We start from the raw sequence: 14261 nt of genomic DNA on the forward strand, positions 1-14261 counted from the left end.
ATAAAAATGCTCGGGAGATACCGAGCATTTAATCAGGTGGAGACTATTGAAGTCAAATAACAAACAAGGAAATTATGCTTGTTTGTTCATGATCTCGTCAAAGGGCTTTTTCACTTCTTTGACCTTAGCCTGACTTACTACCCACTCTACAGCTTGTTCTTCAAGCGCAACGTTTTGAATTTGTTGTAATAATTCATTGTTAGACTTGTAGTAATCGATCACTTCTTGAGGATCTTCATAAGCAGATGCAGTAGTTTCAATTAATTGCTCAACTTTTGCGTCATCGACTTTAATGTCGTTGTTTTTAATTATTTCACCTAAGATAAGACCAATAGAAACTCGACGTTTAGCATTTTCTTCAAACAAATCTGCTGGTAGCTCTGGCATATTGTCTACTTTACCGCCAGATTGCTGTTGGAAGCGTTGTTTAGCTTGTTCACGCAAAGCGTTCACTTCTTGCTCAACCAATGCAGCTGGGAGATCTAATGTATTGCTTTCTAATAAACCGGCAATCACATCTTCTTTTAATTTTGCTTTAAGGGTTTGGTCAAGTTCCCGTTGCATATTCTTACGAACTTCTACGTTCAATGCTTCAACGTCACCGTCTTCAATACCGAAAGTTTTTGCAAATTCTTCATCAACTTTAGGTAGTTCAAGACCTTCTACTTTGCTCACTGTGATAGTGAACTGAGCGTCTTTACCTTTAAGGTTTTCAGCATGGTAATCTTCTGGGAAGGTCACATCAGAAACAACTTCATCACCTTTCTTAGCACCCACAAGTGGCTTTTCAAAACCAGGGATCATGCGATCTTTACCTAGTTCAAGTGGGAAATCTTCCGCTTTTCCACCTTCAAATTCTTCGCCGTCAATGGTACCAACGAAGCTGATAGTGACGCGGTCATCTTTCTTGGCTTTACGCTTTACTTCTTTCCAGCTAGCGTGTTGCTTGCGAAGGGTGTCTAGCATGTCTGCTAGATCTTTATCGGTAATTTCCACGACTGGTTTTTCAAGCTTAATTTTATCTAAGCCTTGGATCTCAAGTTCGGGATATACTTCAAAAGAAGCTACAAACTCTAAATCTTCGCCGCTAACGTCTTTTTTCATTTCAAAACGCGGCATACCAGCAGGATTTAATTTTTCTTTAACGACAGCTTCGTAAAAATTACGTTGCATTGCTTCGCCAGCTACTTCTTGGCGTACAGCCTGTCCGAAACGTTTCTGAATAACAGATACAGGAACTTTACCTGGACGGAAACCGTTAATGCGCTGGGTTTTCGCCAACTGTTGAAGACGTGATTTCACCGCTGAATCAATTGAATCAGCAGGAACAGAAATGGTAATACGGCGCTCTAGGCCTTGAGTCGTCTCGACTGACACTTGCATTATTATACCTCAACTATGCGTTACAAAAACGCGTAATTCGAATTCGCAATGATTTGAAGATTAGCTTGGGAAAGACGTTTTTAGTTCGTTTTTCCGCTACTTTTTTCTAGACCAAATTCACCGCATTTTGCGGATCAACGTGATCCACCTCGGTTAAAAAAGACGCGACAGTATACAGGCTGGGACTTACATAGTCGAGCGCAAAAATTGATTAAAGTGGCGTCAATAATGACTAATTGTTTTAATCGGCTGTGATCCTGACAAATTAGAGGCTAATTATGGATGTTTACTCGGGTCTAACACTTCTGTCTAATTGCATCAAGCAGCGCGATATGGAATATTAGTTTCATAAATCAGCGAATCGGACCAGTAAAACTTGAACCCTAAAGATCTTCTTTATCATCACATTAACAGCATACTAGTATTTTCTGGCGCTAAGAACATTAGTGTCTGGCATCCCCAATTGAATGATGAAATGGGGAGCTTTAATGTGGGTGAATTTGGTCCTAATGAAACTCCGATTGAAGCGTCACAGGTTGGGGAAGTAAACGTCTTTGCTAAACAAGATAGTGCGTTTAACAATATGGCGTTTAAGGCAATCTCGGCGACCACTTTGTTAGTTAAAATTACGGAAGAGCCCTTAGCTGATTCAATCTACTCTAACCTTGCCTCTAACAATAAAGCAACAGCGTCAGAAATAGCCTCCCGTCGCGCGCCGATTAAGACTTTCGATGACAACACTTGGTTTCTGATGCAATTTAATTTTGCCCAGCAGATACCGAATTGGTTGTCTCCTGATCAATCAAATCAACAACTGATGGTTTCGTCTGATAAGTTAGTCACTGTTCAGCATATGCTGCAATCAACTGTGATGCAGATGCGTTTGATTTCCGAATTTTTAACGCTCTTGTCTGACCCCTTGACAAATCTGTGCTCCCGCACCGTATTGCAGAACAAGATCGCTCAGCTGAGTAACCAATATTCGGTGGGCTTGATCATGGTTCACTGTATTGACTTTCACCAAATAAATAGAAAATTTGGCAATGAGTTTGGCGACAATGTTATTCGCGAGATAGCCGAATTGCTCAAATCCAGTACCCGAGAAAATGATATTTTAAGTCGCTATGGCGGTGCCTTATTCGGTGTAGCTTTTCCGGTAAATGAAAAGACCGATGTGGCAAGCTTTGCCAAAAAATTACAATTAATTCTGCAACAGAGACATTACTTGGATGGGGCTATTAATCTAGCTTTTGATGTCGGTGCTGCCATTATTGAATATAGTGAAGACTACCCATCAAAATCCGCATGTGCATCTGTGTTGATCAGTCGCGCAGATCAAGCATTAAAAGCAGCCCAGAAAGAAGAGAAGCCATCGATTATTACCTGGCACAAAGATGATTTCAGTCTTTATCAACAAAAATTTAATTATCTAGGCGGGATATTTACAGCAGATACCATCACCGATTATCGCAACATGCTGTTGTTATGGGACATATCTTCATTAATCGCCGACAAATACGATTTTTCCCAGTTGGCGCAAAGCGTCATACAGCGTCTGGCACAAACCTTTGATTTTATGTGCGCCGGCGTGATCGGTCCAAACGAGCAACAGCAACAATATCTATACTCTATCGACAGTAATGATGATGCGGTCGCCATGACAGCACAAGATAGTGCCTTTCTAACCGAAATAAAACAAATGCAACAAAGCGTGATGGCTAGCGACAAACCCTCTGAAAGGCTAGTTGGAAGCACTATTATTTTGGTCTTGCCACTTGAAATAGAAACTGCCGACTGCTTATTTATTTGTGGTAAAGCTAGCCAATTTGAAGTTAAACATGATACCCAGGTTTTGCTCTCAGGTTTAACTCGTCAGTTAGGTAAGGCGCTACGCAGAAGTAAATTAGAAGAGGAGCTCAACCGTAAACTGGAAAGCCAAAATGAGCAGTTGCAACATGAACTGACCCAGTTAAAAGAAGGCCTACAAGTTAGCAGCATTATTTATCGTTCGCAGGCAATGGCAAATCTACTCAAGCACGCCAAACGCGCCGCTATGACTGACACCACAGTATTGATTACCGGGGAAAGCGGTACAGGTAAAGAACGTCTTATCAACGCATTACATCAGATGGGCAATCGCAATAATAAGTCCTTAGTCATTGTAGATTGTGGCTCTATCCCTGAAAGCCTAATAGAGTCAGAATTATTTGGTTATGTAAAAGGTGCGTTTACTGGTGCGCAGAACACCTCTTCCGGAAAAGTGTTAGATGCCGAAGGCGGTATTTTAGTCTTAGATGAAATAGGTGAGTTACCGCTAAATATGCAAACCAAGCTGTTGCGTTTCGTACAGGAAAAACACTTCACTCCTGTTGGCGGCAATAAGGTCATAACTGTCGATGTTAAAATCATTGCGGTAACAAACCGAGATTTGGCCTTTGAAGTCGAGCAGGGTAACTTTCGCAAAGACTTGTATTATCGATTAAACGTTTTGACCTTATATAATCCACCGCTGCGTGAAAGGCCAGAAGATATCGAATTGCTGGCAACTCACTTTTTGACCAAGTACGCCGAACAATTCAAATTGGAAAAACGCAACCTATCGACTAATGCACTGCAAAAGATGCTGCACTATACATGGCCGGGTAATATTCGTGAGCTAGAAAATCGATTAATGCAGGCAACCTTACTGTGTGAAGGAAAAGTAATTGAGTGGGGGCTATTGAACATTGAAGACGATGTACGCCCCACAGCCGCCCAGACTGAAAATCATTCACGATTGCCAGCTCAAAGTCCTGCTCCGCCCTACCCTGGGGTGAATTCGCTAGTCAATTCCAACAACAATCATGCGGGTTATTCAGAGCCTGATTATAATGCTGAACGCTTTTCGAGCCAACAAGACAACAACTCGACAAATAACTATGCCAGAAGTGAAGTACACACAACTATGGTCAGTGCACAACATTGCACTGAAATGTTGTTAGATATCTTCAAGCAAACACTTAGCCAAGCAGGCCAACATCCCCAATTTGTCAATGCGCCCTTTGGCAGTTGGATTGAAGATGAATTGATTATTAAAACCTATATTGCTAGCGATCGAAAAATGCGTCTTACTGCTGCTAGACTGTCTATTTCGCAGAGTACGGCAAGACGAAAAGTCGATAAAATTTTAGCTGAGGGAGACATGACTGAAAGCCATAGGCCCAGTAATTGGCATGTAATCAGTGAGGCATTAGCTCCTATCGCCAATGGTCAGGTAGTGCTCAAGAATTGTGTGGCTCAAATTAAATTGTTAGTACTGGAAAGTATATTGAGTACACCTGTATATAGTATGGCTCAGGCGGCAGAAATGTTGGGTGTGAGTGAACCAACCTTTTACAAATTGAAACGTGAGCTAGACGCATCTCAATGATGCGTCTAGTGCTAAACTAGCCGATTAACCGTTTAATAAAAACCGATATCCCTTAGCTAACCCAGCATAGCAATTAGCCCTTATTGCCTAACGTCTGCTGGTTTGGATATCCATGACTTTTGCCGTGCCATCCTGCAATACCTGCTTAACCCTGACATAGCCTTCGTCAATCACGTTATCAATATTCTGAGTCAAGGTATTCATGATACTGACCGGAGGCATCTCGGCTGATTGCAAGATCCCAGTCCATTGATTACGTCCGCCTTCTTTGGACTTGTAAAGAGCATTGTCAGCCAATAAATGTACCTGCTCCCAACTCAGTGAATCTGGATAATGATGAGAGAAAGGATACATACTGTAGCCAATTGAACAGGATAAATGCATTTTTTGTTTCAAATTGATGTCGAAGCCAAACCCAGATATTTTGCTGCGTAAGCGTTCTGCTAACAACTCAATTTCACTGACTTCTTCAACACGCCCCATGATCAGGAACTCATCTCCCCCCCAACGGATTACTGTATCGGATTTGCGGCATACGAGCTTCAGCAGGTCACTCACCTGACATATCACTTTGTCGCCAGCATCATGGCCATAGGTATCATTTATGGGTTTAAAACCATCTAGATCGAACATGAGGAAGAATAATCGTGGACCACTGTCTGCAGTACAACGGCCAGTGACCAGGTTTTCTTCAAATTCACGGAACACGCTGGCACATTGCTGCTCGATAATATTATTTAGATAGCGTCTATTGTGCAGCCCGGTTAGCTGATCTGTCACACTAGCATTAAGTAACTGCTCGTTGGCTTCACGTAATTCCACTGTTCTACTCTTTACTTCTAATTCCAACTCTTGGCGATAATTAGCTTCTTTTTCAAGCTTGTTAAGGTAGGAGCGATAAATCCAGTAGAGTAATCCAAGGGCAAACCCAGCGTAGATTGTATATGCCCACCAAGAATACCAAGGGGCGGGCAATACGGTTAGGGCCACATCGACTCCTTGCTCATTCCATATACCATCATTATTTGACGCTTTGACTCGAAATAAATATTGGCCGGCAGGCAGGTTAGTATATGTTGCTTTTCGAATATCGCCGGCCTCGATCCAGTTATTATCGAAACCCTCAAGTTTATATAGGTAACGGTTGTTACTTGGCGAAGCAAAGTCCAAACCAGCAAACTCAAAAGCAATCAAATAATCTTTGTGGGATATTTGTATATTACTGTGGTCATTGCCTGAGGCGTCGATACTAAAGACTTCATTTAGCTTCTGAAACTTAGTTAACACCACAGGTGGAATGTGTTTATTTGGTGAAATTTTTTCTGGAAAGAACGAAGTCACTCCATTAGTTCCGCCAAAATATAATTTACCATCAGCAGATTGATAGTAAGCACCGGCGTTAAATTCGTTGCCTTGTAAGCCATGAGAACTATCAAAATTTAATAGTTCTTTAGTCTCAGGGTCAAGTTTAGTTAAGCCTCGGTTAGTGCTTAACCAGAGCAAGCCACTTGAGTCTTCCAAAATACCAAACACATTACTACTGGGTAGACCTTCATAGCGAGATATGCGCTCAAATTGAAAATTACCCACCTTGCGATTTTCGGCGGACAACTTGACCACGCCCCCGCCACGAGTCCCGATCCAAATATTGTCCTTTGAATCCTCAAAAATAGACCAGATTTCATTACTGCCGAGTTCATTGGGCGAGCCTTGATCCGATTTAATTCGCATCGCAGTAGCAGTAGTGGGATTGAAGATATTTAATCCTCCTCCCCAGGTTCCTACCCAAATTAATCCATTTCTAGCCCGAAGCACGGAAAGAACTCTATTGGTGCTAAGGGTTTGTAAGTTAGTTTTGTCATGTTTATAGCGGGTAAAGGTTTGGGTTTGTATATCGAACAAGTTTAAGCCACCACCGAAGGTACCCACCCACAACTTATTATTTCCAGCAGGCTCAATGGCGGTTACCCCTGGCGCACCCAAAGTTTGAGGATTTAACTTATCGCTTTCATAATGGGTAAAACGCATTGTTTTCGTGTTTAATTTGCTCATGCCCTTGTCTTGGTAACCAATATAGAGTTCATCACCATTATCAGAGTATAGTGCCATCACCTTGTCGCTCAGCAGCGAATTTAGGTTATCGGGTTGGTGATTCAAGTGAACAATGTTACCACTTTCGACATCCAGTAAATCTAATCCGCTCAATGAACCTATCCATAGTTTCCCAGCTGCGCCATCATGAAAGGTATTGATATAACTCCCAGCTAAGCTTTTATCTTTGTCCGCTCCTACCCTGATATGATCGAAATTGGATGTTGCTGTATTCCACTTATTCAGTCCTTTTATACTGCCGACCCAAAAAACATTACCGCGGTCTTGGTACAAATAATTCAATTGATTATCGGACAGACTATAGGGATTTTGCTTCTCGTTTTTAATATGTAGGAAGCTTTCTCGATCCGGTTGCATTCGATACAGACCATTATCAGTTGCCAACCAGACCTTGTTGGCTTTATCTTGGTACACATGGGAAACAGTTTCTTTTTCAAGTATGGCAGGGCTCCAAACGTCGAATTCGGTTTGTTCAGCATTAGGTGGCGTGATCACCTTAACACCTATGCCCAGACCACCAATCCAGAGACGTTGCTGACTATCAACAAGAAGGGTTTTGGCTGCAGACAGCGAAGTACCCGTAAGGGTGTCTAAGGTCCCACCGTCAATTAATACCTCTAAGGTATCTGGGTTAATTTTCACCACGCCTGAATTTGAACTTGCGACCCACAGGTTTCCACTGGCATCTTCAGTAATGCTAAGAATGGCTTCGATAGTGTTATCACTTAGAGGCACGTAGGTAAAATCATCGGTCAACGGGTTATAGCGGTTCAGTCCGCCATCGGTCCCAATCCAAATAACATTGGTAGAAGATACAAACAGGAACCTTACAATGTCGTTGCTGACCGTGCCTGGTTGCTCGGGATCGTGTCGATAAGACTTAAAGGTTTGACTGGCTTTATCAAAAACATTGATACCGCCACGGGTACCGACCCATAGTTTATTTTTTTGTGGCTCGACTATATGATAAATCCAATCTGAGCTAAGTGATTCTTTATTCCGTGAACTGTAGGTAAACACTTTAAATTGATAACCATCATAGCGATTCAGCCCCTCTTGTGTGCCGAACCACATGAAGCCTTCGGAATCTTGAAATGCAGTGGAGACGTTTTCCTGGGATAATCCTTGTTCAAGAGCGATACGCTGAAAACGAATATTCTGATTGTCAGCAAGTACATTAGTTGCAGAAGTCAATCCCAGAGCGATCCAGAAGACTACAAAAATGTTTTTAAACATGACATATCTCATTAATTTTCAATACCTTAATCTCGTAATGTAGCATATTCCAGCTAACACCAATGTATTTTTCTGCAGTCACAATCACTATTTTTGATGTTAAATTATGAGTAAAGGACGCTAGAGCATTTATTTAACTATCAATAGATGCGCTTGATTAGCGTAGCTAACTTAACAAATAATTAGAATAAAAAAAGCTGCACTTTAGTATAAGTGCAGCTTTTGACAGATATTAATTAAATAGCGGGTAGCTCGCTTAAAAGATCGTTAGAGCTTTTTTGTTGTTTAGCAGGCTTTTCATCAACATTTGCTACGCTTTCAATCGCAGCAAGTGCCTTCCATGCAAAGCCTTCAACAAATGCATTGGTGTCCCATACTGAACCTTCAAGAGCAGACATGCGATCCCAGACCGAACCTTGTAATCCAGTGGATACGTCCCACACCGAACCTTGCAGACCAGTTGAGACATCCCACACAGAACCTTGCAATCCGGTAGATACATCCCACACAGAGCCTTGCAATCCGGTAGATACATCCCACACAGAGCCTTGCAATCCAGTAGATACATCCCACACAGAACCTTGCAATCCGGTAGATACATCCCACACTGAGCCTTGCAACCCAGTAGATACATCCCACACAGAGCCTTGCAACCCAGTAGATACATCCCACACAGAGCCTTGCAACCCAGTAGATACATCCCACACTGAACCTTCCAAGACCGCAGACGACCCCATTACAGCGCCTTCAATCAAAATTGTGGTATCAGAAAGCTTGATATAAATCTCACCATTGTCTGCAACTTGAGCAGGTCCTTCAAAGTGCGCGCTACCTATCAAATCAGCAACTAGATCCAGCCCGTTGTTTGCACAACCCGTCGCTTGGCTCATGGTTGCTGCATATGCATCAACAAGACCAGAACCTTGGGTGAAAGGACCATATTTGTATCCGTTATCAGGATTGGTGATTGCGCTTGCGCTAGCCATCAAACGACATTTGACATCATCAGGACTAAGCGCTGGATCATGTTGCAGCATAAGAGCAACCACACCCGTTACAACTGCAGCTGCTTGTGAAGTACCAGACACCATGTAGTAATCTTCACCCTCTTCAGAAGGAGCATGATTTTGTTTGATTAACTTACTTTTATCCAGTTTTGAACGAATATGGCCACCATAAGAAACAACTTCTGGCTTGATGAAACCTTCATAAGTTGGACCTCGTGAAGAGAACGTGGTCATGCGATCATCAGAGGTATCAAAAGGAGTGTAACTATCAGTGATAGCACCGACAGAAATAACATAAGGCACATTACTTGGCAGGGTCACTGTATTGTAATCAGAACCTGTGTTACCCACAGAGGTAACTACTACTACACCAGCATCCCATAAACGCATGACAGCCTGATTGATTGGATCTTCCCAATAATTTGATTGAACTTCAGCACCCAATGACATATTTACAACGCGAATATTTAGACGTTCACGATTCTCAAATACATAGTTCAATCCATTCAACACATCGGAGTAGCTACCATTACCGGTTTCATCAAAGGCTTTTACTGACAAAAGGTAAACATCTGGCGCCATACCATTGTATTTGCCTGAATCACTTTTAAGGCTACTAGCAATAATACCAGTAACGTGACTTCCGTGACCGTTAAGATCATCGTCTAACTCTGTGCTTACTACACCTGTGATAGCATCATACTTATCAAAAGCACGATTTTGATAATTAGTGTTATAAAGCAAAGATTCACCCTGCTTACCCCCCATTAAAGAACCACTATCAATAACAGCAACAGTGACGCCCTGACCGGTTATGCCTTGTTGATGCAATAAGTCAGCTTTGGTTTGCGTGGTAATATAATTATCAATAGCGTACTTCTTCACATTTGCACTGGCATCAGTGGCAGCGCTATTGTCAGCCATTGTCATCATGGCTCTGTCAGCGGTTACCTTAACCGCAGCGATTTTAGCAATTTCACTAATCTGAGAATCAGATAAATAGGCGCTAACAGCACTAATTATCGGGAACTCGCGCGATACTACACCACCGGCATTTTCCACTACAGCAACAAGCGCATCACGACTTAAGCCTTGTAGAATATAAGACTGTTGTTGGTTTACTTGCTGTTGGCGCACTGTCATTTGGGTCGTGCTCACCGACTGGGTAAAGAACGGTACACTTGATGCGTTCGATTGTGATGTCACTAACACAGCGGAAACACTGGTAACCAGTGATAACGCTCCGACAACCAATGTTTTTCTATCTGTAAAAAAGCTCATTTTCACTACTCCATAGCGCAATTATATTAAATATTGCATTTTCATTAATCAACTGACTTGATAATGCAGTTTTAATGCCAACTTTATGAATGTAGATATGCTGTTGATTTATAATTATTTATTTTTAACTTGAGGACTTAAAGTTAAAATATGAAAGACCTGAGTTAAAATATGGTGCGCCACAAAAAATAAACGTCATATTTTAAGTCTATTTTAATAGTGGAATTAAATTACCTTTGATTTTATGCAATTGCTTGAAGGTAGCTTCAATATACCTTGATAGCCAACCAGCGAATATTAACCATCCCTAGCCATTATCAGAAAGGTACATCTAGGCAATTAGTATTGTCGTACTCCTTATCATCGGTTGTTAAAGTTGATCAAGCAGTCAACAGCATAGATAAAGGTGTTAATGATAAATAAAGCATTGTACCAAGAAGCGGTCCTCGTTATCCTTTTAGCTAAATATAACAGCCGCTAAAGAGATCCAAATGAGCGATAGCCCCAATTCTAACAGTAAATTAATTTTATCTGCACTCGCCTTGGCAATAGCTATCTTGGCTTACTTTATGTTTTTCAATGACAGTCGAGCACCGATTGAATTGACTGAAGAAGCCAAGTTGATTACCCAAGATAGAGGCAAAAAAGCAGTTGACGTTGTACAGCAAGCATCGTCAAGCCAAGCAGTGAGTAATCCACTTGATCTTAAAAGCCTCATAGTGACGCCATTAGATTTAACCTTGTTAGGTGTGGTTAGCAGTGATAAGCAACATGAGTCCTCTGCAACTATTCAGTCTCGGTTGCAAGTTCGCACGTATTTCATCGGCGACCAAATTGCGTACACCAATGCCACTTTGATAGAAATACGCAGTGATCGGGTTGTGATTTTGAATCAAGGTGATAAACAAGTATTGCTGATACGTGGCTCCGCTAATTCAACCACCAACAATCAGTCAGATAGCGCCGAAAAAACAGCTCCACAAGGTATAAGAAATAATGATATTAGTTCATCTTCCCTAGCCCTAAGTATTGGGAATCGTCCAAAACGACTTGAACACATAGTGATTTTGTTAGGAAATCAAACTAATGGCAACGGACTTATAGTTTCCCCTGGTTTAAATCCCAAACTATTTAAATCGGCTGGATTTAAAGAAGGTGACCTGTTACAAAAAGTGAATGGTTTTGATGTGGACAGCGAGGACGGGTTAAATAGCATTCAGCAGACGATAGAAAACGCACAGACATTGGTATTTAGCGTACTTAGAGGTGGTAAGATCATTACTCTATATTTGGATATTCCTTCGGAAAATCTTGAACTCAAACTAAATTAATTTTTATACCTAAACCCGTATTAATAGGTTAACTCGATAATCAGCAACTGGGTTGCTGATTGTTGGCAAAATGGCAAAAACAGTTTTTGTTAAGATAAGCTGTTTGCAGTAACAGGTTAGTTTATTAATGCCATGCATAAAGGGTTAAGTTTGGAAACAAGATATAATTAAGAGGAGAAGTGCTAAGAAAAGTGTTTGAGAAAATTTGTAATTCGTAACTAAATTTTGCAGAAAAATATTTCTGCAAAATCAATCACTATCCCATTATTTAATATACACAAGATACAAAATAAATGGTGCGGAAGGAGAGACTTGAACTCTCACGCCGTGAAGCACTGGAACCTAAATCCAGCGTGTCTACCAATTCCACCACTCCCGCGAGTGGGGTGGACGATGGGGTTTGAACCCACGACCGCCGGAATCACAATCCGGAGCTCTACCAACTGAGCTACGCCCACCACTCTGTAACGCTGCATATCTTAATAAACTTATTTTTAACCTTTATTTTAAAACCCTACAGGCCTTTAAATCTAAGGCTTTTATATTTCAAATCCGTTCACCTCGACAGCGGGCGGTATGTTATATACTGACATATATGATGTCAAACAATTAATGCATATATCATCAATATTTTTGCTGTTCGCTCACACCCCATACAACATTTTTCATTCCCTTAACAAAATTGATTACTTGTTAGTCGTTTTTCAATGCTAAGGACCAGCGCCCATTCATTGCATCATTACATGGACCATCATTACATGGACAGCTAAACATCATTACATGGACAGCCATGTTAACGACTCTATGCCATTACATGGACAGCCATGTTAAGAACCATTACATGGACCATTACATGGACAGCCATGTTAAAGACCACATTACATGGACAGCCATGTTAAAGACCATACCATCATCATTACATGGACCATACCATTACATGGACAGCCATGTTAACGACTCTATAAGGACAGGCTTGCTTTGTATGTGGCAAACAGGGTTAAGCTGCAGAGGGTACTGCGAAAAAACAAACTGTCAAAAGGTGTTCTGAGTTCATACGGGAACTATCGGTAGGCAATACAAATAGAAACCTTGCCAAAAGGTAATAAGACAAACCGCTGGCATTTGTTTCAAATTATCAATGTGAGAGTAAAATTAGAAAGCTTTGATAGAATAAATCTGAGTGTAACAAAGGAATAATTACGATACCGACCAGCCGGTTCGCTGGCGCGTCCGGCAGGATTCGAACCTGCGACCACCCGCTTAGAAGGCGGGTGCTCTATCCAGCTGAGCTACGGACGCTCGACGAATCGATACAGAAACAAAAGTGGTCGGTGAGACAGGATTCGAACCTGCGACCCCTTGGACCCAAACCAAGTGCGCTACCAAGCTGCGCTACTCACCGACTTACGTAGAAACAAATCCTCATCTCTACGGGGCGCGAATATTACCGAGTTGAACTTACCTCGTCAAACACTTTTTTAAATAAAATTATCAGATGCTTATTTTTAGCTCAATTTGATTAATAAGCGAACCAATTCGGCCTTTATAAGCCAAGTTCACGGTACTATTTAAGTAATTCGTGGGTTGCTGGCAATTTATTTTTAATCCACACAGCCAGGCGATGTTTCATACTCAATAAATCTTCAGAATCTGACGCCAATGGCGCTACCAGTCGATCCTTGACTAACAATCGATAGATTATCTCTACTTTTTCTTTCTGCCCCATAGTTTCATTAAAGCCAGTGTAACCCCTATTCTTAGCATAGGTTTCACCTACACTCAACGCGAGCTTCATTAATTGTTGTTCATTTTTTAATTTTTTCACTTTGGCTTCCGCGGCTAATGATTAGTTGTCTTATCGTAAGACCATATACCATTCTTGTTTGGAGAAAAACCCAGTTGCATTAAGTAGTCCTCATGATCCACGCTATCAGCTTTGGCCAGAATGTGTTGATATTCGGACACCTTCTTCAACTGCTGCCCTTCGCCAAGGACAAATTGGCCTAATCGACAATCTCGATATGCTGGAATCACAAAATCAAAATCTACCATAAAGTTGTTATCACCGGTTGGATAACCTGATAGCAAGCCTACCACTTCTGTATTTTCCATCATGAAATAAAATTGTCGGTCTGGCTGGTTTATCCTTTTAAAGAAACGGGGAAACAATTCGGAAACTTCTTGACGATGATAATCTAAGAAAAAATCCACATAATTCGATGGCATGCTCACTTCCAGTACCGAAAAGTGTTGCTCGGCCTGCAGTAACATCTTGCGTAAATACACCACATTTGTGATAGCGATAAAACCATTTAATATCGCAACAGGAGCGGCACCAATAATAATTCCATAGACACAAAACGACGATGCACCAAATAGATTGAACCAACGCAATTTAATAATTGAGCTACGTGTGAGTGAATATGCAATGATTGCAGACGCACAGTAACCAAATATTTCAACACCTGACAATTCCAACTCCGAATTCCTTAATCAATAAAA

Annotated in this window: 7 protein-coding genes and 4 tRNA genes; 2 read left to right on the forward strand and 9 right to left on the reverse strand. The window is 41.3% G+C overall.

Annotated features, from left to right (window positions below; genetic code table 11):
• Positions 1–72: 72 nt before the first annotated feature.
• The gene (gene tig, locus QR722_RS14295; protein ID WP_286283585.1) at positions 73–1383 is read right to left on the reverse strand and encodes a trigger factor; all 1311 of its coding nucleotides are present in this window, start codon (positions 1381–1383) and stop codon (positions 73–75) included.
• 376 nt (positions 1384–1759) lie between these two features.
• On the opposite strand from tig, the gene QR722_RS14300 reads away from it, so the two are divergent.
• The gene (locus QR722_RS14300; protein WP_286283586.1) at positions 1760–4792 is read left to right on the forward strand and encodes a sigma 54-interacting transcriptional regulator; all 3033 of its coding nucleotides are present in this window, start codon (positions 1760–1762) and stop codon (positions 4790–4792) included.
• Between the two features lie 87 nt (positions 4793–4879).
• Here QR722_RS14300 and QR722_RS14305 read toward each other — a convergent pair whose 3' ends face one another.
• Positions 4880–8140 (reverse strand): ligand-binding sensor domain-containing diguanylate cyclase, encoded by a 3261-nt coding sequence (locus QR722_RS14305; RefSeq protein WP_286283587.1) that lies wholly within the window; start codon positions 8138–8140, stop codon positions 4880–4882.
• Between the two features lie 236 nt (positions 8141–8376).
• Entirely contained in the window at positions 8377–10428 is a 2052-nt protein-coding gene (locus tag QR722_RS14310; RefSeq protein WP_286283588.1) for a S8 family peptidase, read from the reverse strand.
• Positions 10429–10919: 491 nt separating this feature from the next.
• Here QR722_RS14310 and QR722_RS14315 point away from each other — a divergent pair, with 491 nt between their 5' ends.
• Positions 10920–11759, forward strand: coding sequence for a type II secretion system protein N (locus tag QR722_RS14315; protein ID WP_286283590.1), 840 nt, complete (start codon positions 10920–10922; stop codon positions 11757–11759).
• Between the two features lie 294 nt (positions 11760–12053).
• Here QR722_RS14315 and QR722_RS14320 read toward each other — a convergent pair.
• The 6 genes from QR722_RS14320 to QR722_RS14345 all read right to left on the reverse strand — a co-directional run bounded on the left by QR722_RS14320 (position 12054) and on the right by QR722_RS14345 (position 14237).
• Positions 12054–12138, reverse strand: a tRNA-Leu gene (locus tag QR722_RS14320).
• A gap of 3 nt (positions 12139–12141) precedes the next feature.
• Positions 12142–12217 (reverse strand) — tRNA-His (locus QR722_RS14325).
• Between the two features lie 764 nt (positions 12218–12981).
• A tRNA-Arg gene (locus QR722_RS14330) sits at positions 12982–13058 on the reverse strand.
• Positions 13059–13084: 26 nt separating this feature from the next.
• Positions 13085–13161, reverse strand: a tRNA-Pro gene (locus QR722_RS14335).
• Between the two features lie 162 nt (positions 13162–13323).
• Positions 13324–13584 carry a DUF5062 family protein gene (locus tag QR722_RS14340; protein WP_286283591.1) on the reverse strand — a complete coding sequence of 87 codons (261 nt, stop codon included), beginning with the start codon at positions 13582–13584 and terminating at the stop codon, positions 13324–13326.
• A 14-nt stretch (positions 13585–13598) separates the two neighbouring features.
• Positions 13599–14237 carry a hypothetical protein gene (locus QR722_RS14345; protein WP_286283593.1) on the reverse strand — a complete coding sequence of 213 codons (639 nt, stop codon included), beginning with the start codon at positions 14235–14237 and terminating at the stop codon, positions 13599–13601.
• Positions 14238–14261: the final 24 nt, after the last annotated feature.

This window comes from Aliiglaciecola sp. LCG003 (assembly GCF_030316135.1).
In the GTDB taxonomy this organism is placed as follows: Bacteria; Pseudomonadota; Gammaproteobacteria; order Enterobacterales; family Alteromonadaceae; genus Aliiglaciecola.